The organism is Sanguibacter sp. HDW7, assembly GCF_011300875.1.
Lineage (GTDB): Bacteria > Actinomycetota > Actinomycetes > Actinomycetales > Cellulomonadaceae > Flavimobilis.
The window spans coordinates 613,263-634,972 of record NZ_CP049862.1 but is presented as its reverse complement, the minus strand read 5'-3'; the positions used below and the strand labels follow the sequence as shown (position 1 = coordinate 634,972).

The following is a 21,710-nucleotide window of genomic DNA, read 5'->3' as shown; positions in this document are numbered from 1 at the left end:
CTCGTAGGCCTGGAGCACCGTTCGATGGTGCTGGGGACCTACGAGTCGGGGGACCGGAGCTGCCGCTCGGGTCAGAGGCGGACGACCGCCTGGGCCTTCGCGAGGACGCGCGTGCCCTCGAAGACGACCGTGAGGTCGATACGGGCCGTGCCGGCCTCGGCGTCGATCGCGCCGACCACACCCGTGACCTCGACGGTCGCGGTGCCCGGGTCCGGCACGAGGACGGGACGCGCGAAGCGCGTCTGGTAGTCCACGACGCGCCCAGGGTCGCCCACCCACTCCGAGACGACCGTGACGGCAAGACCCATGGTGAGCATGCCGTGCGCGATGACGCCGGGCAGGCCGACCTCGGTCGCGAAGCGCTCGTTCCAGTGGATCGGGTTGAAGTCGCCGCTCGCACCCGCGTAGCGGACGAGGCGCGCGCGATCGACGTCGATCGTGCGCGAGCCGATCTCCTGGCCGACAGCGAGCTCGGCGAGAACCGGGAGCGTCATGCGTCCTCCCCGCGGACGGCGAGGGTCGAGCGGACCGTCGCGACGTGGTCGGTGAGCGCCGCGTCAGCGAAGAGCTCGCAGCGCGTCGTCACCATGGCCAGCCCTGCGCGCTCGGTGATCGCGTCGACGTGGAGAACGGTCGAGATCTCGTCGCCCGCGACGATCGGTCGCGTGTGCGTGAAGCGCTCGTCGGCGTGGACGACGCGGCTGAAGTCGATCCCGGCCGCTGGGTCCTCGATGAGCTGGGCCTCCGCGGCCTGCGCGATGACGACCGCGAAGGTCGGGGTCGCGACGAGGTCCGGATAGCCAGCAGCCCGTGCTGCCACGAGGTCGTGGTGCACGGGCTGGGTCGCGGCTGTCGCCGCGGCGAACTCCTGGATCTTGGCGCGGCTCACCTGGTAGGGAGCCGTGGCGGCGTACGCACGGCCGGCGTAGGACGCGTTGATCGCCACTCGAGATCCGCGGAGGTCGAGCTGACCGAGGTCAGCGGGTCTCGCGGTGCGCGGTGTGCTTGCCGCAGCGCGGGCAGAACTTCGCCAGCTCGAGACGGTCGGGGTTGTTGCGGCGGTTCTTCTTCGTGATGTAGTTGCGCTCCTTGCAGTCCACGCAAGCGAGCGTGATCTTCGGGCGAACGTCAGCGGACTTGCTAGCCACGGTAGTGCCACCTCTCGCACCCTCGCGGGCGCTTCTCTGCTGCTCGGCACGCCGCCGGCGGGCGTGCTGTGGGTCGTTCTTGGTAGCGGAGGCGGGGCTCGAACCCGCGACCTCACGATTATGAGTCGTGCGCTCTGACCAGCTGAGCTACCCCGCCTCGAACGATGTCGTGCGACATCACGTCGACATCCGACGCCGTGCGCGGGAGCAATCCTCCCACGCGCGAGCCTCGCACACCAACAGAGCCCCCGATGGGAATCGGACCCATGACCTCAGTCTTACCAAGACTGCGCTCTACCACTGAGCTACGGGGGCAGCGCGCAGAACGATACCTGAGCGCCCGCCCGAAACGAAATCCGCAGGTCGGAGGCCGTTCGCGCGCGCCCCGCCGGGCGCCTTCGCGACACCCGGGCAGCACGTGGGGACCGCCGGAACCGGCGGTCCCCACGTGCTCGGTCTCACACCTCGGCGAGCGCGAGCTCGAGCAGCCGGAGGGCACCCTCGCGCGAGCGCGCCGCCCCGATGAAGCCCGCCTTGTGGCAGAACACCGAGTCCTCGACGCCCGTCACCGCGGCGAGCTCGGCGTCGTTGAGACCGCGCCAGGACGCCGGCAGGTGCTTGCGCGAGCCGAACTCCGAACCCTCGGGGCGCACGGTCTGGATCGTCCAGTTGCCCGTCGCGCCCGGGAACACCGTGAAGAGCAGCTCGGGCTGGGCGGTCGCCACCGAGCCGTGCGGCATGAAGCGGTCGAGCACGACGTAGCGCTTGTCGGGCGAGGCCGCGTAGATCCTCTTGAACTCGTCCTCGGCCGCGAGCGCCGTGACGTACTGCTGGCGCAGGCGCGCGAGCAGCGTGCGTGCGAGCTCGACGGCGACCTGGAACTGCCCGTCGAACGTCTCGTCGTCCCCGAGCGGGTTGAACAGCCCGAGCGTCGAGGAGAGGTCGAACGGCGGCGTGCCGAAGTCCGAGACCGCGTAGAGGTCCTGGCCGTTGTCGACCGCGTCGATCGCCGTGACGAGGCGGCGGTCGATCTTGCCGTGGACGCGCTCGTCCCCGCCGCAGTACTCGAACCCGTAGTGCTGCCACAGCAGCCCGAACGCCGAGAAGAGGATGCCGCTCGGGCGCGCACCCGACGTCTTCTGGTGGTGGTCGAAGCGCAGTGTCGCGGTGTCGTAGACCCCGCCGACGTCGAGGACGACGTCGGCCTGCGCGAGGCGCTCGGGGTCGCGCGTGCGTACGACCTCCGCGTCCGGGTGGAGCGTGGTGAGGAGAGCGACGCCGAAGACGTCGTCGGCATGGAACTTGCCGTCATGGGTGGCGATGATCACCCGTCCAGGCTAGGCCACGCGCCGTCGCGCGCCCCACGGCGGCCGCTCGGTACTCATGCACTGGCACGCGGTGCGGGCCCGGGACGCTCGCGTCCCGGGCCCGCACCGCTCCGGCTGGCGTCCCCCTCAGAAGGCCCGGATGTAGCCGGTCGAGTACGGGTAGCTCGAGCTGTCCGTCACCGCCCACACGCCTCCGTCGACGACGTCCGACGGGACGAGCGCCCCGGCCGTGAACCACGTGCATCCTTCGGAGTAGACCGTCCCGGCCTCGATGATGTCGTCGGGCATGACGTTGCCACCGTCGTCGTACGTGCGCCCGTCCGAGCCGATGAACTCGACGTCGACGTCCAGCCAGGTCGTCGACGAGCCGGTGCCGTAGTAGCAGCCGAGGACGTCGACGAGGACGTACTCCCAGCCTGCAGGCGGCACGTCGTTGAACATGTTCTCCTCGAGGACCTCGCTCGTGCCATGACGGCTAGAGCCCATCGTGAGGACGCCCCAGCCGGTGAGGATGACCGGGGTCTCGGGAGCAGCCGGATCGACGTACGTCGAGTCGACGAAGACGTACGCGAGGGCCGACGTGGCCGAGCCCAGTCCGTTCGTCACGACGACGCGGTACTCGTCACCGTTCATCGCCGTGCGCGCGGCGAACGCGTAGGTCGCTGCCGTCGCACCGGGGACGTTCGTCCACGGCTGGTCCTCGGCGGTGCGCTTCTGCCACTGGAACCGCAGGTCCGAGCCCGTGGCCGCTGCAGTGAACGTCGCCCGCTCACCGGCGGTCACGCGGACCGAGACGGGCTGGGTCGCGATCCGGGGCGCCGTCGGGACGGAGAGGACGACGGTGCGCGACGTGACCTTGCCGGCCGCGTTGCCGACGACGACGCGGTACGACGCGCCGTGGAGCGCCTCCGTCGCCGACACCTTGAGGGCCCGGCTGCTGCCGACGCTCGTCCAGGCCGACGCACCACGCGTCTTGCGCTGCCACGTGTACTTGAGGTCGCGCCCCGACGTGCCGACGGCGAAGGTCGCGACGGCCCCGGCCGACGTCGTGACGGCCTTCGGCTGCGTGGTGATCCGCGGCGTGCTGATCGTCGTGAGGCGCGCGGCCTTCGAGACGACCTTGGTGCGGCCCTTCGAGACGACGACGCGGTAGCTCGTCCCGTCTCCCTTCGAGGTCGCCCGCACCTTGAGGGTGCTCTTCGTGGCGCCCTTGACGAACTTCCAGGCCGTCGAACCGGCCACCCTCGACTGCCACCTGTAGGTGAGCTTCGACCCCGTCGCCCTCACCGTGAACGTGGTGGTGCGGCCGGACACGACCTTGACCGAGCGCGGGTGCGCCGTGATGCGGACGCTCGCCCGCGCGGCGCCGAACGCCGCTCCTCCGTCGACCACGGGTGCGGCGACCGCGACACCCGCACCACCGACCGCGACGCCGAGCGCCACGATGATCGAGAGCACCGCGCGGCGCCCTCCCTGTCCCCTGAGCATGCGCTTCCTCCCTGTACCTGAGACGTCGCTCGTGCGACGTGGCTCACGCTCGCACCAGCCACCGACATTCGCGCCGGACCTCTGTCCCAACCTTGGACGCAACCCGCGGTGTTACCGGTTTCTGCGAGGATGAGTGCCGTGCTGGGAGTGCTCGAGGGATACACGATCATCGCCGTCGTCGTCGCGGCCGGCTGGGTCGTCGGACGGGTCGGGCTCCTGGGCGCCGAGGGCCGCGAGGTGCTCGCGCGGCTCGTGTTCTTCGTCCTCGCGCCCGCGCTGCTCTTCACGATCCTGGCGGACGCCGACCCCGCGCGGCTCTTCTCGCCGCTGCTCGCGGCGTCGCTCGGTGCAGCCGTCCTCGTCGCGGCCCTCCACGTCGTCGTCGTGCGCGGCTGGTGGCGACGGCCCGTCGGCGAGACGACGATCGGCGCGCTCGGCGCGGGCTACGTCAACGCCAACAACATCGGGCTGCCCGTCGCGACGTACATCCTCGGCGAGCCTGCCGCCGTGGCGCCCGTCATCCTCGCGCAGCTGCTGCTGCTCGCGCCGACGGCGCTCGCCGTCCTCGACGCGTCGTCCTCCGGAGCGGTCTCGTGGCGGCGCGTCGCAAGCCAGCCGGTCCGCAACCCCATCATCCTCGGGTCCGCCGGGGGGCTCGTCGTCGCGCTCACGGGCCTGCGCGTGCCCGACGTCGTCATGGAGCCCCTGCGGATCCTCGGCGGCGGCGCCGTGCCGCTCATGCTCGTCGCCTTCGGCATCTCTCTCGCCGGGACGCGCCTCCTGGAGCCCGGCAGCGACCGGCGCAACGTCGCGCTCGCGACCACCCTCAAGCTCGTCGGCATGCCGGTCGCCGCGTGGGGCCTCGGCACGCTCCTCGGGCTCGACGGCCACGACCTCTACGTCGTCGTCGTGCTCGCCGCGCTGCCCACCGCGCAGAACGTCCTCAACTACGCCGACCGCTACCGCACCGGCCAGGTCGTCGCACGCGACACGATCGCGCTGACGACGCTCGGCGCGCTGCCCGTCATGGCGCTGGTCGCGCTGCTGCTGCACTGACCACCCCGACGACGGGCAGGCAAGGCCGTGAGGCCCGCCTGCCCGTCGTCGTCGAGATGGTCAGCAGAGGTCGAAGTACGCGGTCGACGGCGTCGCACCCGACGTCGACGTCACGCTCCACAGACCGTCGTGGGCACCGACCGGAACCTTGACGACAGGCATGAGGAGCACGAGCCCGGCCTCGTTGTCCACGGCGTCCTCGCCGAACGCCTCGGAGAACGCCTCAAAGACGTCGACGACTTCGACCACCTCGTACTCCGTGCCGTCCGCACCCGTGTGCCCGAACGTCAGCGACGACGCCGTCACCGGCCTCTCGTCGAGGTCGTACGCCATGAAGGCCGCCGCCTCGTACTGGAAGCCCGCGCCCGGGGCCGGGTAGTCGCTGCCGAGGTCGACGACCTCCGCCTTGTCGAGCCACAGGCTGAGCAGGTTCCCGACCGCGTACGGAACGGCGGGGACACCGGGGGCCGTGGACGTCGGGCGCACGAGAACGCCGACCTCCTCGGACGTCACGGACGCGTAGCGGTTCGCCACGAGCACCCGCACGCTGAGGCCCGACCTCGCCACTCCGACGGCCGGCACGGTGAGCTTCGTGCCCGTCCCCGCGGTCCGCCACTCCAGCGAGTCGACCTCGAGCGTCTGCCACGTGTAGGTGAGACCCTCACCCGCGGCCGCGACCGTGAACGCCGCGTCGTTGCCCTCCTCGACGACCGTGATGCGCGGCTGCGTCGTGATCCGCGGGGCGGATCCCGTCCGCAGGAGCACGGTGCGCGAGGTCGTCGACCCCGCGGCGTTCCGAGCGACCGCGCGGAACCGCGCCCCGTCGAGCGACGCCGTGGCCTTGATCGAGAGCTTCGTCCCCGTCCCGACCTTCGTGAACTTCGTGGATCCCGCGAGCTTGCGGTACCACGTGAACGCGACAGATCCGCCGGAGGCCGCCACCGTGAACGACGCGGTCCGGCCGTACGCGGTCGTCACCGCGGCGGGCGAGGTGCGGAACCTCGGCTTCGTGACGACGGTGAGCCGCGCGGACGACGACGTCGCCCGCGCCTTGCCCTTGGCGACCTTCGCGCGGTACAGGGCTCCGTCAAGCTTCGTCGTCGCCCTCACCGAGAGCTTCGTCCGCGTCGCGCCCTTGATCGTCACGTACTTCTTCGAGCCAGGCTTGCGGACCTGCCACGTGACCTTCGCGCCGCGCGGCACCTTGACGGCGAACGTCGCGGTCTTCCCGGCCGCGACCGTGCGCGCCCTGGGCTGCGAAGAAATCTTCAGCTTCGACGCCCCTGCGACGGCACCCGCCGTCACGTCGAGCGGCACGGGCGCCGCGAGCGCCGCGCCAGCCCCCACGACCCCACCGCTCACGAGTGCCAACGCTGCGGCTGCTGCGACGAGAGCTCGTCGCCACCCCTGTCGTCCCTGCACGTCGTCCGCCTCTCCTCCGGGCCCCTCGATGGGGCGATAAGGAACTGTCCCACATACCGGGCGCTGCGCGAGGCGATTCCACGGGGTCCGCTCGCAACACCGTGTGTGAGGAGCGTCACGCGAGTAGGGTGCCGCCATGACCGACGACGACGTCCTCATCATCGGCGCAGGCCTCGCCGGCCTCGTCACCGCCGCCACCCTCACCGCGCGCGGCCGCCACGTCACGATCCTCGAGCAGGAGCCCCGCGCCTCGCTCGGCGGGCAGGCGTGGTGGTCCTTCGGCGGGCTCTTCCTCGTCGACTCCCCCGAGCAGCGACGCCTCGGCGTCAAGGACTCCGCCGAGCTCGCCCTCGCCGACTGGCTCGGCTCCGCACAGTTCCTGCCAGGCGCCGACCGCGGCGAGGGCCCCGACCGCTGGGGCTACGCCTGGGCAGAACGCTTCGTCGACTTCGCGGCGCACGAGATGCGCCCCTGGCTGCACGACAAGGGCGTGCGCTGGTTCCCGCTCGTCCAGTGGGCCGAGCGCGGCGGTCACCCCGCCGGCGGCCACGGCAACACCGTCCCCCGCTTCCACGTCACGTGGGGCACCGGGCCCGGAGTCCTCGAGCCCTTCGTCCGCGCCGCCGTCGAGGCACGCCGAGCCGGCCTGCTCGACATCCGCTTCCGTCACCGCGTCACCGAGCTCGTGACGACCGACGGAGTCGTCACCGGCGTCCGCGCCGAGGTGCTCGCGCCCGACGACGCCGGCCGCGGCGAGCCGTCCGGCCGGGACGTCGTCCGCATCGTCGAGCTCGGCGCACGCGCCGTCGTCGTCGCGACCGGCGGCATCGGCGCCAACCACGAGCTCGTCCGCGCCCAGTGGCCTGCCTCGGCAGGCTCCCTGCCGTCGACCATGCTCTCGGGCGTGCCCGACTCCACCGACGGCGAGATGCTCGCCCACGCCGCCGCCGCGGGCGCCGCGCTCGTCCACACCGACCGCATGTGGCACTACCCCGAGGGCGTCGCCATGCACACGCCCGTCTGGAACCGCCACGGCATCCGCATCCTCCCCGGCCCGTCGTCCCTCTGGCTCGACGCCGACGGCGGACGCCTGCCCCACCCGCTCTACCCAGGCTTCGACGCGCTCGGCTCGCTCCGGCACGTCACCGGACGCGGCGACGACCACTCGTGGTTCGTCCTCAACCGCACGATCATGGAGAAGGAGTTCGCGCTCTCCGGCTCCGACCAGAACCCCGACCTCACCGGCAAGGACGTCAAGCTCCTCCTCGAGCGCGTCCGCAAGGGCGCCGTCGGCCCCGTCGCCCGCTTCGCCGAGGAGTCCCCCGAGTTCGTCTGGGCAGCCACCGTCCCCGAGCTCGCTGCCGGCATGAACGCGCTCACCGGCGAGGACCGCATCGACGCCGCCGCACTCGAACGGCTCGTCACGCTGCGCGACGCCCAGGTGTCGTCGGGCCTCGGCAAGGACCCGCAGGTCGTCGCGACCGCACGCGCCCGCGAGTACGTCGTCGACAAGGTCATCCGCGTCGCCCCGCCGCGCCCCCTCACGACCCCCGAGGACGGGCCGCTGCTCGCCGTCCGCCTGCGCGTCCTCACCCGCAAGACTCTCGGCGGGCTCCACACCGACACCTCGGCGCGCGTCCTGCGGCCCGACGGCGAGATCCTGCCCGGCCTCTACGCCGTCGGCGAGGCCGCCGGCTTCGGCGGCGGCGGCGTCCACGGCGAGCGAGCGCTCGAGGGCACGTTCCTCGGCGGCTGCCTCTTCTCCGGACGCACCGCGGGCGAGGCCATCGGATGACGCGCGCGGCCCAGGGGCCGCGCGCGTCAGCTCGTCAGACGCAGATCGGCTCGCCGAGGTCGATCTTCTCGCCGTCGAGCGTGACGTACCCGACCGCGCACACACGGGTATCCCGCGTCGGACGCACGATGAGCGTCGTGTACGCCCCCTGGATGTCGGGCTCGTGGGTGTCCTGGCGGTCCGTCGCGTCCGGCGCGATCTGGCGGAAGATGCTCGCACCCACCGCATTGCCCGCCGCCTCGTCGTCGTAGCGCGTCACACGTGCCCACACCGCCTGGCACGCGTTGGAGTAGATGATCTGCATGCGCAGGCTCAGAGGCCGTACGCAGCGAGCCAGCGCCTCACCGACGCCGCGACCTCGTCGGGCCGCTCGACCGAGGGCAGGTGCCCCGCACCCTCGACGAGCACGAACGTCACGTCCGGGAGGTGCGACGCGACGTGCGTCGCGACCTGCCGCTCCGCCACGAGACCGTCGTCACCGACGACGACGAGCGACGGCACCCGCACCTGCCCGAGTCGGTCCCACGCAGGACGCTCCGGCTCGCGCGGCGCCAGCTTGCCGAGCACGTGGTCGACGTTCCCCACGTGCAGCTCGAGCAGCCGCGCCGCGACGTCGGGCCCCGGCCCGCCCGACGCCCGCGACGGTCCGACCGACCGCAGCGCGACCGTCGCCTCGACGAGCGCCCGTGCGTCGCCCGCCTCCCGCGCACGCCCCACCTCGTCGGCTGCACGCTGCTCCTGGATCGTCAGCACCGACTCAGGGGCCCCGCTCACGCCCGGTGCGAGAAGCACGAGACCCGCGACCCGCTCGGGGCGGGCGAGCGCCAGGTCGAGCGCGAGCCGACCACCCTCCGCCGCCCCGACCACGACCCCACGCGAGACCCCGAGCCGGTCGAGCACCTCGACGAGGTCCTGCCGCGGGTCGAACACTGTCGCCCGCGTCGTGGACCGCCCGGAACCACGCCGATCGAACTGCACCACCCGGTGGTCCGCGGCGAGCACAGGGACGAGCGCGTCCCACATGCGGGACGTCGCGACGTCCGCGTGCAGCAGGACGACCGGCGGGGCGTCATCGTCCCCGTCGACCTCCACGAAGAGCCGGCCACCTGCAACGTCGACATGTGCCATGTCAGCGAACCTAGGACGCCTCGGTGTGCCCCGCACCGCGAGCGCACCCCGGCACCACCCCGCCGGACGTCACTTTCACCCGTCGGCGAGCACTGCGTCCGTGATGTCCTGCGCCGCGTCGAGGCGCCGAGCCACCCCTTCGCCGCCGTGCTCGACGACAAGGCTGCGCGGACCCACGACGACGAGCAGCGACCGCGCCCGGCTCAGTCCCGCGTAGAGCATCTCGCGCGCACGCTCCGCATCCCGCACGCCGTTGACCGCAAGCACGACGACCGACCGCTCGAGCCCCTTGAAACCCAGGACATGCCCGTAGAGGACATCCTCGCCCGCGAGGAACTCACCCCAGTAGCCCGGGTACCCGACCGACGCGACCCGCTCGACCTGCACCGGATGGCGCCGGCCCGTCGTGAGCAGCGCGATGCGCCCCGGCGCGTAGCCCACCTCGAGCAGCTGGTCGACGACCGTGTCCGCATGCCCGACCGCGTCCTCGGCCGGGACGTCGACGATCCGCACGGGCGGACCGTCCGCGCCCCGCGCCCGGAGCACGGCGCCCGACAGCGAGCCGAAGAGCTGCGCGATCTGCTTCGTCGAGCGCAGGTTCTCGTCGAGCTCGACGGGCGGCAGGTCGATCGGCGCCGCGCCGTCGCGCGGGAAGATCCGCTGGTTGTCGTCCATGAAGACGTAGAGCCGGCCGTGGTCCGGGTCGCGCAGGCAGCGCAGCACCGCCGACCACCACAGCTCGCCGAAGTCCTGACCCTCGTCGACGATGATCGTGTCGAAGCGCTCGGCCTCCGGCTGCGCGTCCGCGAGCTCTGCGAGGCGCAGCGGCAGACGGCGCTCCCAGTAGTCGCCGTCGTCATCCGTGCCCGGCTCCGCACCCCAGCGCAACGGCAGGTCGTGGAACAGCCCGACGTACGCAGGACGCTCGCGTGCGGGCCAGGACGACGTGAACTCCCGGAGGTACGCCGCCAGGCCCCGCGAGTAGCACAGCAGCGCGACGCGGTCGCCCTCGCGCGCACGTCGGCGCGCCTGGTCGAGCGCGAGGAACGTCTTGCCCGTGCCAGCGCCGCCGACGACCCGCAGCCGCGGGAACGCGCGCAGCTTGTCGAGCATCGCCGCCTGGTCCTTCGTCAGCTGGTCCGAGCGCAGCTCGTGCGCCGTCGTCGCCTCCGGGCCGTCCGCCTCGCCCGTGAGCACCGGGTCGAGGACCCGCAGGAAGCCGTCGACGGACGCGAGCGGCGACCGTCCCTGGCCGTGCTCGAGGATCGCGTGCTGCACGCGCGCGACGACGACCGCCGGACCGTCCTCGACGTCAGCCCTGTCGACGACGAGCGCGCGCGGCAGGTCGAGCGCGTCCCACGTCGCCGGGACGTACGTGTGCGGGAACGCGACGAGGTGCGCGGCACGCGCGTGGGCGCCCTCGACCCGGCGCTCTCCGAGCAGGTCCTGCAGCGCGTGGCGGCCGCGCTGCGCCTGCCCGACGGGATCGATGCGGTGCCGCGCGTCGCCCGAGCCCTGCCACCACGCGCCGTCCTCCCGCGCGACCATGCCGCCCTTGACCTCGAGGACCGCGACGCCGACGCCTGGCCACGCGACGACGATGTCGAGCTCACGCTCGGTCTCGCCGTCCTGGATGCGCTGGCCCGCGACGAGCAGCACGTCGGCCGGCAGATGCGTGCGCAGGGCCTCCCAGATCGCACGCTCGGCGCCCCCGTCGTCGGGGAACGTGGGCTCGGACGGAAGCAGCATCGGCACGCCCCCATCCAACCAGCCCGCACTGGCCACTCGTAGCGCTTCCGCACACTCCCGGAGAGTGCAGAAGCGCTACGAGTCGGGGAGGGTGTCGGTCAAGAGGGAGGGAGGGGTCAGGCGAGGAGCTCGCGGACGTCCGCCGCGCTGAGGCCCGCGCCACCCGCCGCGCCGCCGTCGAGCACCGAGGAGAACAGCGCGGACTTGCCCTCCTTGAGCTTCATGACCTTCTCCTCGATCGTGTCCGTCGCGACCATCCGGTAGACCATGACCTGCTTCGTCTGCCCGATGCGGTGCGCGCGGTCGACCGCCTGCGCCTCCGCCGCCGGGTTCCACCACGGGTCGAGAAGGATGCAGTAGTCCGCCGCCGTGAGGTTGAGGCCGAAGCCGCCCGCCTTGAGCGAGATGAGGAACACCTGCGTCTCGCCGCGCGTGAAAGCGTCGATCTGCTCCTGGCGTCGGCGCGTGCGCCCGTCGAGGTAGGAGTGCTGGACGCTGCGCGCCTCGAGCCCGTCGCGCACGCGCCCGAGGAACTGCGTGAACTGGCTGAAGATCAGCACCGAGTGCCCCTCGGCGAGGATGTCCTCGAGCATCTCGAAGAGCACCTCGAGCTTCGAGGACGGCACCGGCCGCGCGACCCCGCCGGGAGGCACGGACGTCGAGCCCGGGTCGTCCGCCCCGACGAGCGAGACGTCGAGCGCCGCCTGCCGCAGCACCGTGAGCGAGCGCAGCACCTCGAAGCGATGCCCGTCGAGGTCCTCGACGAGCCCGAGCACCCGGGTGCGCTCACGCGCGAGCAGCCGGTCGTACACCGCGCGGTGGCGCGGCAGCAGCTCGACGTCGAGGACCTGCTCGATCTTCTCGGGAAGGTCGGCCGCGACCGACTCCTTGGTGCGGCGCACCATGAACGGCGCGACGCGGCGGCGCAGCAGCGCGAGCCGCTCCGAGTCGCCGTCGCGCTCGACAGGCTTCTGGTAAAACTCCGCGAACCGCCCCGGGTGCCCGAGCAGGCCCGGGCAGACGACCGAGAGGATCGACCACAGCTCCATGAGGTTGTTCTCGAGGGGCGTGCCCGTGAGCGCGATCTTCGTCGGCGCGTCGATCTCGCGCACCGCCCGGTAGCCGACGGACTTGTGGTTCTTGACGAACTGGGCCTCGTCGAGGACGAGCGCCGACCACGCACGGTCCGCGAACGCCTCGGTGTCGAGGCGCAGGACCGCGTACGACGTCACGACGATCTCCGCGTCGCCGATCTCTGCCGCGAGCGATGTGCCGCGGCCCGACGACGTGCGCGCGACGACGGCGCAGCGCAGGTCCGTGAACCGTGCGACCTCGGCCGCCCAGTTGCCGACGACCGACGTCGGCGCGACGACGAGCATGGGTGCGGGACGCGAGCCGTCGGACGCCGGGCGCCGCAGCACGTGGAGCGCGAACGCGAGCGCCTGCACCGTCTTGCCGAGACCCATGTCGTCCGCGAGGACGCCGCCGAGCCCGTGCTCCTCGAGGAAGCACAGCCAGTCGACGCCCTCCTGCTGGTAGGGCCTCAGCTCGGCACGCAGGCCGCTGGGCGCGCCGACCGGCTCGGGGCGCGCACCGTCCGCGAGCGCCGCGAGCGAGGACCGCCAGGCTGTCGCCTGCACGCCGTCGACGTCGAGCCCCTCGAGGTCGTCGAACAACCCCGACTGGTAGCGCGAGACGCGCAGGCCGCCGCCGCGAGTGTCCTGCATGGCGCGGGCCTCGGCGATGAGCTCGCGCAGGCGTGCGAAGCGCGGGTCCTCGAGCGCGAAGTACGTGCCGTCGTCGAGCAGCAGGTACTCGTCGCCCGCGGCGATCGCGCGGAACACCTGCTCGTACGGGACGGTACGGCCGCCGACCTCGACGGTGACGGCGAGGTCGAACCAGTCGCGGTCGCCCTCACGCGCGGTCGTCGACAGGGCGACGCGGACGTCGTCCTCGAGGTGGTACGTGACCGTGCTGCCGTGCTCGTCGACGGCGAAGGCCTCGACCTCGCCCGCAAGCTCGCGCAGGCGCGGGATCTCCCCGGTGAGGAGGCGAGCCGCCTCGATGCCGCGGACGACGCGTGCGCCGACCGGGCCGGCCTCCGGGTCGCGCGCGAGGTCGCCACCCGCCGCCTCGTGCGCACGCAGCGCCGCATCGAGCGCCGCGATGTGCGGCCGCACGCGCGCGAGCACCGCGCGCTCGGCCTCGCGGTCCCGCAGCGGGCTGCGCGACGGCGTGCCGAGCGGCACGGTGAGCGCCGGAACGCCCGGCCCGTCGGTCTCGAGGCCCCGCGAGAGGTAGCGCCACTCCCAGCGCAGCACGACCTCGTGCCCGCCACGGTGCTCGACGTCGCACACGAGCGTCGGCGCGGGGGCCTCGGGCAGCTCGACGCCCGACGCCCGCACCTCGTCGACACGCCCCCGCAGGCCGGGCAGCACACGCCCGAGGAACAGCGGGACGTCCGCCGCCGGCACGGCGAGCGGCTCCGGCCGGTCGAGCAGGTCGCGCACGGTCGCGTCGAGCGCGCGCGTGAAGATCGCGAGCCGCAGCCCGTCGTCGCGCGCGGGGCGTTCACCGCCCGTCCGGGCGAGCACGCCGGCGGCGGGCGAGCCGAGCGGCAGGTGCACGTCGTGCCCACCCCAGCCACCCTCGGGCTCGAGCGTCACCCGCACCCGCAGCGACCCGCCACGCACGCGGTCGAGATGGAGGACGACGAGCGCCGGCTGCTCGTCGAACGGCACGGGCGAACGGTCCGGGTGGAGGAACGGCACACCGAGCGCGTACGCGTCGCGCAGCGCCGCCCACAGCGCAGGGCCCGGGAGCGAGTCGAGGTAGACACCCATCGCGGAGGAGTGCCGCGCGTCCGTCTCGCCGAGCGCACCGAGCGCGCGCAGCGCCGCCAGCTGTGGCGTCGGCAGCGCGACCGGCGGGAACCCGTGCCGGAAGTCCGACCACGACACGCCCTGCCGCACCCACGCGCCCGTGCGACCACGCACGAGCGGACGGAGCGTCACCGACTCGGCCGCACGGTCGTCGCGCCGCGCGGACGCGAGGACCTCGACCATGAGCGCAACCTCGGCCGGGACCTCGGGCACGAGCGCCGGGGCGTCGTCGACCGGGAGCGTGTCGAGGCCCGCGTCCGTGAGCATGCCCTCGAACGTGCGCTGCCACTCGGGGGTGCGCGCATAGTCCTTGGCACGGCGCGGCTCAGGGCGCGCAGGCGCCGCGAGCGCGGTCCGCGCCGCGCGCTCGTCGCGCTCGATGAGCGCGAGCAGCGTCGCCGCGCAGTGCTTGCACGCGAGGCGCACGGGGCACGTGCACCTTCCGAGCGTCGGCCGGGCGTCCGCCGAGGCCGAGCTCAGCGTGATCGTCACGACGTAGTTCTCGTCGCGCGTCCCCAGGACGTGCCCGACGACCTTCGCGCCGTTGCGCGCGACCGACACGACTCTCTCGGCCTCGAGCACCTGCTCGCCCCGCGCATAGACGGTGCGCCCGACGAACGTCGAGACCTGTGCGCGGGTGAGCATCCGATCATTGTCCCACCGTCCGTGACCCCGTGTGCACAGGCCGCTACGCTCGGCGCGTGACCATCGAGCCGTCCGACTCGTCCCCGACGCCTTCTGGCCGCGCACGACCCGGCGCAGACCTGCGCCGCACGGTGAGCCTGCTGCGCTCCGCAGGTCCCCGCTGGGTGCTCGTCGCCGCGGCGGTCGGCGCCGCTGGGCTCGTCGTCGTCCCCCTCGTGGGGCTGCTGCTCGCTCTCGCGGTGAGCGCCGCCGGGCTGCCGGCGCTCACTCACCTCGACCTCGGCACGCTCCTCACGACACCTGCGTCGGTCGCGCTCGTCGCGCTCGGGATCGTGCTCGTCGCGGTCACGGTGCTCGTGCAGCAGGGCGTGCTCGTCCGGCTCGTCGCGGACGCGCTCGCGGGTCGTCCGGCGCGGCTTCGCGACGCGGTCGGCGGCCTGCGCGGACCCGTGCGACGCCTGCTCGGCCCGGGAGCGCTGCTCCTGCTGCTCTACGCGATGGTGCTCGTGCCCCTCGGCGCGGTCGGCGTTGGAGCGGCGCTCGCGCGCGACGTCGACGTGCCCGAGTTCATCACCGGTGAGCTGCTGCGGAACGACGGCGGGTGGGTGCTGCTCGCGGTCACGGTCGCGCTCGTCACGTGGGTCGACCTGCGGCTCGCGCTCACGGTGCCGACGCTCGTCCTCACAGGCCGGGGCGTGGGGGCGTCGCTCGCCGCGAGCTGGCGTGCGACCCGACGCACGTGGTGGCGGATCGGGCTCACGCTCGGAGCCGTCGGCCTCACCGTCTCTGCGCTCGCGGCTCTCGTCGCCGCGACCGTTCTCGTGCCGACGCGGCTCGCGGACGCGTACGCACCCGCGATCGCGACGGTCGTCGCGGGCACGTCGCTCGCGCTCACGTCGTGCGTCGGGGTGCTGCTCGCTGCGGTCGCGACGACCGCGACCGCGACCGTCACGACGGCCGGGACGCTCGCGTCGGTGCCGGGGGCGGCCGACGACGTGCCCGACGCTCCTGTGACTGGCGCTGCCACGGCCGACGGGGATCCGGCCGGCGCTGCCCCGGCGGGCCGGCGGTCCGACCGCGTGTCCGGCCGACGCGCCGTCGTCGTCGCCGTCGTCGCCGTCGTCGGGCTCTCCGCGGCCGGGACCGCGGCCGTCGCGGCCGTCACCGAACCCCGCGCGTCGCTCGTCGCCGCGCACCGCGGGGAGTACTCCCGCGCCGTCGAGAACACGATCGAGGCCCTCGAGGCCGCTGCCGCCGCAGGCGCGGACCTCGTCGAGCTCGACGTCCTGCAGACCGCCGACGGCGGGCTCGTCGTCTTCCACGACCTCACGCTGCGCCGCCTCGCGGGCGACGGCCGCGCCATCGCCACGACGACGGCCGCCGAGCTCGAGGATGTCCTCCTGCGCCAGGCTGGCAGCACGGGCCGCATCCCGACGTTCGAGGCGTTCGTGCAGCGCGCGGCCGAGCTCGACGTCGACCTGCTCGTCGAGCTCAAGGCGCACGGCGACGAGACGCCGTCGTACGTCCCCGACGTCCTCGAGGTGCTGCGCACCGCGGGCGCCGGGCGGGAGGTGTGGGTCCAGTCGATCTACCCAGGGCTCGCCGACGAGGTCGAGCGCCTGGCGCCCGAGATCCGCACGGGCTACGTCGTCGCGTTCGCGCGCGGCGTCCGGGCTCGACCGCCCGTCGACTTCGTCGCGCTCGAGCAGTCCTCGGCGACGCCGTCCGTCCGGGCGCGTGCCCGCGCCGCGGGGCTCGACGTGCTCGTGTGGACCGTCGAGCGCCCCGAGGCGATGCGGTCGCTGTTCCGCGCGGGCGTCGACGGGATCATCACCGGGGACGCGCCGACGGCCGCACGGATCCGCGACGAGGTCGCCGCCGAGGACGGGGTCGCTCCGCGGCTCGAGGAGCTCGTCCGTCAGCAGCTGCGGCGCTGACCGGCGCTCACAGCTCCTCGTAGACCGCCGGGTCCTGGCCCTTGAGGCGGCCGTCGGCCCGGCCGAGCGCCGTGATCGCCGCGACCTCGTCGTCCGTGAGCGTGAAACCGTAGACGTCGAGGTTCTCTCGCTGCCGGCCCGGGTCCGACGAACGCGGCAGGGGCACGACGCCCCGCAGCGTGTGCCAGCGCAGGACGACCTGGACGGGCGTGACGCCGTGCGCCGCAGCCGCGGCCTGGACCGTGGGCTCGGTGAGGCACGCGTTCGCGCGCCCGATGGGGCTCCACGCCTCGGTGACGACGCCGAGCCGCGCGTGCGCCTCGAGCGCGTCCGCCTGCGGGAAGTAGGGGTGGAGCTCGATCTGGTTGACAGCCGGCATGACGCCCGTCGCCTGCGCGACCGCCTCGAGGTGCTCAGGCAGGAAGTTGCTCACGCCGACGGTGCGGATGAGCCCTTCCTTCTGGAGGTCGACGAGCGCGCGGAAGCACTCGACGTAGAGCCCGCGGCCCGGGTTGGGCCAGTGGATGAGGTAGAGGTCCCAGCGGTCGAGGCCCGCGCGGTAGAGGCCCTCGTGGACGGTGCGGACGGTGGCCTCGTACTCCTGATGGCGGCCGGGAACCTTCGACGTGAGGACGAGCTCGTCGCGCGGGACGCCGCTGTCGCGGACGGCCCGGCCGACGGCACCCTCGTTCTCGTAGCTGAACGCCGTGTCGAGCAGGCGGTAGCCCTGCCGGATCGCCGAGGTCATTGCGGTGACTCCTCCCGGCCCGTCGAGCTTGTACGTGCCAAGCGCGATCGCCGGCAGCGTCGTGCCGTCGTTGAGCGTGAGCAGCGGTGCCGTCGTCATGCTTCGATCGTAGGCACCCGGTCGCCGCCATGGCCCATCCACAACGTACCGTTGTGACATGAGCGTCCCCCCGCCGCCCGACCTCGTCGCTCTCCGGCTCCTCGTCGACGTCGCCGACGGCGCGAGCCTCACGACCGCCGCCCGCAGCCAGGGCTTCACGCAGCAGGCCGCGTCCGCGCGCGTCGCAGCGCTCGAGCGCCGCCTCGGCGTCACGCTCCTCGAGCGTTCGACGCGCGGAGCGACGCCCACGTCGACGGGCCGCGTCGTCGCCGGCTGGGCGCTCGACGCCCTCGGCGCGGCCGACCGCCTCACCGCCTCGCTCGCGACGCTGCGGGCCGACGCCCAGCTCGCGGTGCGCATCGCGGCGAGCATGACGGTCGCCGAGCACCTCGTCCCCCGCTGGCTCGTCTCGTGGCGCGCCGAGCGCGCGGCGGCCGGGGACCTCGCGCCCGACGTCACGCTCACCGCGACGAACTCCGCCGGGGTCGTCGACGCGGTGCGGCGCGGCGACGCCGACCTCGGGGTCCTCGAGACGCCGAGCGTCCCCGCCGACCTCGATGCGCGGACCATCGGGCACGACGAGCTCGTGCTCGTCGTCGCCCCGGAGCACCCGTGGGCCACCCTGCGGGGGCCCCTGCCCGCGGCCGAGCTCGCCGCGACGCCCCTCACGAGCCGCGAGCGCGGCTCCGGGACGCGCCTCGCCTACGAGCAGGCCCTCGCGCGGCTCGACCCGCCGCTCACGGCGAGCGTGCCCGCCGCCGAGCTGCCGACGGGCGCAGCGATCCGCCTCACGGTCGCGACGGGCGGCGCGCCCGCGGTGCTCAGCAGGCTCGCGACGGCCGACGACCTCGAGGCCGGACGGCTCGTCGAGGTGCCCGTCGCCGACGTCGACCTCGTGCGGCCGCTCACCCTGGTGCGGCGGCGCGGGACCGCCCTCACGGGGGCCGCGCGCGAGTGGGCGCTGCACGTCATGCGCGTCCAGGGGACGCTGCCCGGGGTGTGAGCGCTTCGTCCGCGGGACAGCGTCGGGCGTCGGGCGGCCGTCGAGCAGTCGTCGGGTGTCGAGCGGGTCGTCGGGTGTCGAGCGGTCGCGGCCGTCAGGCGGTCGCGGCCGTCAGGCGGCGGGCGCGACCCGTGTGAGGAAGGCCGAGACGTCCGCAAGCATCTCCGCGCTCACGCCGTGCGCGAGGCCCGCATAGGTGCGTTCCTCGAGCTCGACGTGCGTGGCGAGCCATACGGCGGTGCGCTCGACCGTCGCGGGCGTGATGACCGCGTCGGCGTCGCCGCGCGCGTAGAGAACAGGCGTCGCCGCGAGCGCGTCGTCGCCGGGGAGCTCGGCCGCGAGCGTGAAGCCCGCGAGGACGACGCCTGCGGGGAAGCGTGCGGGCTGGGTGCGCAGGAGCTGGGTGACCATGAGGCCGCCCTGCGAGAAGCCGACGGGGACGACGGTGCGCCCGGGGAGCTCGGCGTCGATCCAGGCGACGAGCGCGTCGGTCGCGTCCGTCACTGCGGCCGCGTCGGGCAGGCCGGGCGCGGCGAGCGGGAACCAGGCGAACGCCGTCGGTCCCATCTGCAGGGGCGCGCGGAGCGAGACTGCGTCGTACCCGGCCGGCAGGTGCGGGGCGAGCCCGACGAGGTCCCGCTCGTGGGAGCCGTACCCGTGGAGGAGCAGCAGGACGGGCGTGCCCGGCTCGGCGGGGGACGCGTCGGGTCCGGTCGTGGTGCGGACGGCGGTCGTGAGACGCATGAGGCTCCTTCGTCAGTTGTATCTACAACTGTACGCTCACGCCGACGCCCGCGCCCCACCCGGACTAGGCGCCTCGTCCAACGAGCGCCTCGCCCACCGGGCACCTCACTCACCGAGCGTCGTGGCCCCGCAACCCGAGCCCCCGGACGAACTTGTCACCCGGCCACCCCTCGTCAGGCTCGGCAGACTGCTCGCCGGGCACAGCCTCGTCGCCGGCGGTCCCGCCAGCGGTCTCGCCGCGCCCGTCACCGAGCTCGCGCGACGCCCTGGACGGCGCGTCAGAGGCCGGCACGTCCGGCGTCGGCGCAGGAGACGGCGCGACGACGCTCGGCGCGGACGACGCGGCGTCGTCGCACGCCGCGAGCACGAGCGTCCCGGCGCAGGCCGTCAGCATGAGCGAGAGAGCCACGGCGCGCCGCGGCAGCCAGCGGACTCCGGGAGCAACAGTGCGGATAGGCTTCTTCGGCGAATTCATCATCATGCCCCCATGAAGCCACGCCGCGCATCGCGCTGCAGTCCCTTGAGGAGATCTGTGGACAACTCCCGCGAGCGACCTCAGCCCCTGTCGCCCGACGCTCTGACGTGCCACTGTGGTCCCACGATCGCAACGAAGGGATCACCATGACCGAGCACGACCTCCACATCGTCGACGCGCTCGCCGACGACGCCGTCCGCCGCATCGCCCGCGCCTACGGCGAACGCGCACGCGCCCGCGACATCGACGCGTTCTGCGCGCTCTACGACCGCGACGTCACGCTCTTCGACACGTTCGCCGAGGCCCCCATCGTCGGGCTCGACGCCTGGCGCGCACAGGTCACGGGGTGGTTCGGCGGCGTCGAGGAGTCCGACACCAACATCGCCGACGTCACCGACGTCGTCGTCATCGGCGACGGCGTCCACGCCTCGGCGCACGCGCTCGTCCGCTACGCCGTCATCGAGCCGGACGGCTCCGAGCGCTACGGCATGACGAACCGCCTCACGTGGGTCGTCCACCGCGACGACCGCGACGTGTGGCGCATCGTCCACGAGCACACCTCGCTCTCCGTCGACGAGGCGACGGGCAAGGCCCGCCTGGGCTGACCCCGTGGGACGACGACGGACAGCGCTGACAGCACTCGTCGTCGTCGGCGCGTTCGGGCTCGGCGCCGCGACGGGCGTCGTCGTCGGGCGCGACGACGACGCAGCTCCGGCTGCTCCGCCGACCTCCGCACCCTCCGTGACAGCCCCGCCACCGGCAGCGCCATCACCGACAGCGGACGTGCCTCGGCGCCCGCGCAACGTCGTGCTCATCGTCGGCGACGGCACGGGTGACTCGGAGATCACGGCCGCCCGCGCCTACGCGTACGGCGCCGGCGGGCGCCTGCCGGGCATCGACGCGATCGACCGGACCGCGTCCGTGACGACCTGGTCGCGACTTCCCGGCTCGGGACTGCCCGACCTCGTCCCCGACTCGGCCGCGACCGCGACCGGGTGGGCGACAGGAGTGCGGACGTACGACGGCGCGATCGGAGTCGACCTCGACGGCAAGGCACGGCCGAGCCTCCTCGAGCTCGCGCAGGCCGACGGCCTGCGCTCGGGCATCGTCACGACGGCACGCGTCCAGGACGCCACCCCCGCCGCGCAGCTCGCGCACGTCGCGCGCCGCGAGTGCCGCGGTCCCGAGGCCACGACGCAGCAGTGCCCCGACGACGCCCTCGAGAACGGCGGCGCCGGATCGATCACCGAGCAGATCCTCACGCGCCGCGCCGACGTCGTGCTCGGCGGCGGGGACGGGCACCTCGACGAACGCGCGACGGCCGGGGCGTGGAAGGGTGCGACGCTCCGCGAACGCGCGAAGGACGAGGGCTTCCGTCTGCCCACGGACACCGACGGTCTCGCCGCGCTCGTCCCCGCGTCGTCTCCCGTGCTCGGCCTGTTCGCCGACGCCGACCTCGCCACCCGCTGGTCAGGACCGCCCTCAACACGCACCGGCGGCGCCGACGAACCCGTCCGCTGCACGCCGAACGACGCGCTGCCGGACACGCAGCCGACGCTGCGCGACATGACGACCGCAGCGCTGCGGCTCCTCGACGACCCCGCCGCACCCGAGGGGTTCTTCCTCCAGGTCGAGGGCGCGAGCATCGACAAGTCCGCGCACGGGGCCGACCCGTGCGCACAGATCGGCGAGACCGTCGACCTCGACGAGGCCGTCCGCGCCGTCCTCGACTTCGCGCGGGACGACGGGTCGACGCTCGTCGTCCTCACGGCCGACCACGGGCAGGCTGGGCAGATCATCGAGGCGGGCACGACGACACCTGGCCTCACGCGGTCGCTCCTGACCGCCGACGACGCGGTGCTCACACTCTCCTACGGGACGTCTCCGGCCGAGGTGAAGCAGCGGCACACGGGCGTGCAGGTGCCGCTCGCCGCGACCGGTCCGGGCGCCGAGGGACTCGTCGGGGTGCTCGACCAGACGGAGATCTTCACGATCCTGCGGGACGCGCTCGAGCTCGACGGGCCGTAGAGGACGGGTGGCGCGTCGCGCCTCGTGCGGCATTG

Annotated in this window: 19 protein-coding genes and 2 tRNA genes; 6 read left to right on the top strand and 15 right to left on the bottom strand. The window is 73.5% G+C overall.

From position 1 onward, the window contains the following. Positions 1-71: 71 nt before the first annotated feature. The 7 genes from G7063_RS02925 to G7063_RS02895 all read right to left on the bottom strand — a co-directional run bounded on the left by G7063_RS02925 (position 72) and on the right by G7063_RS02895 (position 3,964). The gene (locus G7063_RS02925; protein WP_166413014.1) at positions 72-494 is read right to left on the bottom strand and encodes a MaoC family dehydratase; all 423 of its coding nucleotides are present in this window, start codon (positions 492-494) and stop codon (positions 72-74) included. Continuing rightward, entirely contained in the window at positions 491-946 is a 456-nt protein-coding gene (locus G7063_RS02920; RefSeq protein ID WP_166413013.1) for a MaoC family dehydratase N-terminal domain-containing protein, read from the bottom strand. The genes G7063_RS02925 and G7063_RS02920 overlap by 4 nt, the downstream gene beginning before the upstream one ends. A gap of 31 nt (positions 947-977) precedes the next feature. Next, the gene (rpmG, locus tag G7063_RS02915; RefSeq protein WP_040594352.1) at positions 978-1,148 is read right to left on the bottom strand and encodes a 50S ribosomal protein L33; all 171 of its coding nucleotides are present in this window, start codon (positions 1,146-1,148) and stop codon (positions 978-980) included. Between the two features lie 80 nt (positions 1,149-1,228). After that, positions 1,229-1,305, bottom strand: a tRNA-Met gene (locus G7063_RS02910). A gap of 86 nt (positions 1,306-1,391) precedes the next feature. Beyond that, a tRNA-Thr gene (locus G7063_RS02905) sits at positions 1,392-1,463 on the bottom strand. Between the two features lie 143 nt (positions 1,464-1,606). After that, positions 1,607-2,476, bottom strand: a complete 870-nt coding sequence (locus tag G7063_RS02900) for an MYG1 family protein (protein WP_166413012.1) — start codon at positions 2,474-2,476, stop codon at positions 1,607-1,609. Positions 2,477-2,602: 126 nt separating this feature from the next. Beyond that, positions 2,603-3,964, bottom strand: coding sequence for a hypothetical protein (locus G7063_RS02895; RefSeq protein ID WP_166413011.1), 1,362 nt, complete (start codon positions 3,962-3,964; stop codon positions 2,603-2,605). A 129-nt stretch (positions 3,965-4,093) separates the two neighbouring features. Between G7063_RS02895 and G7063_RS02890 the strand changes: the two genes are divergently transcribed. Then, on the top strand, positions 4,094-5,020 hold the full coding sequence (locus tag G7063_RS02890; RefSeq protein WP_240916168.1) for an AEC family transporter: 927 nt from the start codon (positions 4,094-4,096) through the stop codon (positions 5,018-5,020). 60 nt (positions 5,021-5,080) lie between these two features. Here G7063_RS02890 and G7063_RS02885 read toward each other — a convergent pair whose 3' ends face one another. Next, positions 5,081-6,382 (bottom strand): immunoglobulin domain-containing protein, encoded by a 1,302-nt coding sequence (locus tag G7063_RS02885; RefSeq protein ID WP_166413009.1) that lies wholly within the window; start codon positions 6,380-6,382, stop codon positions 5,081-5,083. A 196-nt stretch (positions 6,383-6,578) separates the two neighbouring features. On the opposite strand from G7063_RS02885, the gene G7063_RS02880 reads away from it, so the two are divergent. Continuing rightward, positions 6,579-8,237, top strand: coding sequence for an FAD-binding dehydrogenase (locus G7063_RS02880; RefSeq protein WP_166413008.1), 1,659 nt, complete (start codon positions 6,579-6,581; stop codon positions 8,235-8,237). A gap of 34 nt (positions 8,238-8,271) precedes the next feature. On the opposite strand, the gene G7063_RS02875 is transcribed toward G7063_RS02880, so the two are convergent. The 4 genes from G7063_RS02875 to G7063_RS02860 form a co-directional block, all read right to left on the bottom strand. Beyond that, entirely contained in the window at positions 8,272-8,541 is a 270-nt protein-coding gene (locus G7063_RS02875; RefSeq protein WP_166413007.1) for a hypothetical protein, read from the bottom strand. An 8-nt stretch (positions 8,542-8,549) separates the two neighbouring features. Next, positions 8,550-9,365, bottom strand: coding sequence for an alpha/beta fold hydrolase (locus tag G7063_RS02870; RefSeq protein WP_166413006.1), 816 nt, complete (start codon positions 9,363-9,365; stop codon positions 8,550-8,552). Positions 9,366-9,440: 75 nt separating this feature from the next. After that, complete coding sequence (locus G7063_RS02865; protein WP_166415168.1) at positions 9,441-11,114, bottom strand: nuclease-related domain-containing DEAD/DEAH box helicase; 1,674 nt, start codon at positions 11,112-11,114, stop codon at positions 9,441-9,443. 116 nt (positions 11,115-11,230) lie between these two features. Further along, positions 11,231-14,641 carry an SNF2-related protein gene (locus G7063_RS02860; RefSeq protein WP_166413005.1) on the bottom strand — a complete coding sequence of 1,137 codons (3,411 nt, stop codon included), beginning with the start codon at positions 14,639-14,641 and terminating at the stop codon, positions 11,231-11,233. 56 nt (positions 14,642-14,697) lie between these two features. On the opposite strand from G7063_RS02860, the gene G7063_RS02855 reads away from it, so the two are divergent. Further along, positions 14,698-16,578 carry a glycerophosphodiester phosphodiesterase family protein gene (locus G7063_RS02855; protein ID WP_166413004.1) on the top strand — a complete coding sequence of 627 codons (1,881 nt, stop codon included), beginning with the start codon at positions 14,698-14,700 and terminating at the stop codon, positions 16,576-16,578. A 7-nt stretch (positions 16,579-16,585) separates the two neighbouring features. Here the strand turns inward: G7063_RS02855 and G7063_RS02850 are convergent, their stop codons facing one another. Further along, positions 16,586-17,425 carry an aldo/keto reductase gene (locus G7063_RS02850; protein ID WP_166413003.1) on the bottom strand — a complete coding sequence of 280 codons (840 nt, stop codon included), beginning with the start codon at positions 17,423-17,425 and terminating at the stop codon, positions 16,586-16,588. 58 nt (positions 17,426-17,483) lie between these two features. Between G7063_RS02850 and G7063_RS02845 the strand changes: the two genes are divergently transcribed. Beyond that, entirely contained in the window at positions 17,484-18,428 is a 945-nt protein-coding gene (locus G7063_RS02845; protein ID WP_166413002.1) for a LysR family transcriptional regulator, read from the top strand. A gap of 111 nt (positions 18,429-18,539) precedes the next feature. Here G7063_RS02845 and G7063_RS02840 read toward each other — a convergent pair whose 3' ends face one another. Continuing rightward, on the bottom strand, positions 18,540-19,172 hold the full coding sequence (locus G7063_RS02840; RefSeq protein ID WP_166413001.1) for an alpha/beta hydrolase: 633 nt from the start codon (positions 19,170-19,172) through the stop codon (positions 18,540-18,542). A 109-nt stretch (positions 19,173-19,281) separates the two neighbouring features. Continuing rightward, entirely contained in the window at positions 19,282-19,653 is a 372-nt protein-coding gene (locus G7063_RS02835; RefSeq protein WP_166413000.1) for a hypothetical protein, read from the bottom strand. A 140-nt stretch (positions 19,654-19,793) separates the two neighbouring features. Here G7063_RS02835 and G7063_RS02830 point away from each other — a divergent pair, with 140 nt between their 5' ends. Together G7063_RS02830 and G7063_RS02825 are read left to right on the top strand one after the other, a co-directional pair. Beyond that, the gene (locus G7063_RS02830) at positions 19,794-20,252 is read left to right on the top strand and encodes a nuclear transport factor 2 family protein (RefSeq protein ID WP_166412999.1); all 459 of its coding nucleotides are present in this window, start codon (positions 19,794-19,796) and stop codon (positions 20,250-20,252) included. Between the two features lie 4 nt (positions 20,253-20,256). After that, a complete protein-coding gene (locus G7063_RS02825; protein ID WP_166412998.1) occupies positions 20,257-21,675 on the top strand; it encodes an alkaline phosphatase in 1,419 nt (472 codons plus the stop codon). Positions 21,676-21,710: the final 35 nt, after the last annotated feature.

Bases quoted from the DNA above. Each gene is read 5' to 3' on its own strand.
- G7063_RS02835 (WP_166413000.1), bottom strand. From the start codon at position 19,653: ATGATGATGAATTCGCCGAAGAAGCCTATCCGCACTGTTGCTCCCGGA.
- G7063_RS02850 (WP_166413003.1), bottom strand. From the start codon at position 17,425: ATGACGACGGCACCGCTGCTCACGCTCAACGACGGCACGACGCTGCCG.
- G7063_RS02890 (WP_240916168.1), top strand. From the start codon at position 4,094: ATGAGTGCCGTGCTGGGAGTGCTCGAGGGATACACGATCATCGCCGTC.
- G7063_RS02865 (WP_166415168.1), bottom strand. From the start codon at position 11,114: ATGCTGCTTCCGTCCGAGCCCACGTTCCCCGACGACGGGGGCGCCGAG.
- G7063_RS02880 (WP_166413008.1), top strand. From the start codon at position 6,579: ATGACCGACGACGACGTCCTCATCATCGGCGCAGGCCTCGCCGGCCTC.
- G7063_RS02840 (WP_166413001.1), bottom strand. From the start codon at position 19,172: ATGCGTCTCACGACCGCCGTCCGCACCACGACCGGACCCGACGCGTCC.
- G7063_RS02895 (WP_166413011.1), bottom strand. From the start codon at position 3,964: ATGCTCAGGGGACAGGGAGGGCGCCGCGCGGTGCTCTCGATCATCGTG.
- G7063_RS02875 (WP_166413007.1), bottom strand. From the start codon at position 8,541: ATGCAGATCATCTACTCCAACGCGTGCCAGGCGGTGTGGGCACGTGTG.
- G7063_RS02860 (WP_166413005.1), bottom strand. From the start codon at position 14,641: ATGCTCACCCGCGCACAGGTCTCGACGTTCGTCGGGCGCACCGTCTAT.
- G7063_RS02925 (WP_166413014.1), bottom strand. From the start codon at position 494: ATGACGCTCCCGGTTCTCGCCGAGCTCGCTGTCGGCCAGGAGATCGGC.
- G7063_RS02870 (WP_166413006.1), bottom strand. From the start codon at position 9,365: ATGGCACATGTCGACGTTGCAGGTGGCCGGCTCTTCGTGGAGGTCGAC.
- G7063_RS02830 (WP_166412999.1), top strand. From the start codon at position 19,794: ATGACCGAGCACGACCTCCACATCGTCGACGCGCTCGCCGACGACGCC.
- G7063_RS02845 (WP_166413002.1), top strand. From the start codon at position 17,484: ATGAGCGTCCCCCCGCCGCCCGACCTCGTCGCTCTCCGGCTCCTCGTC.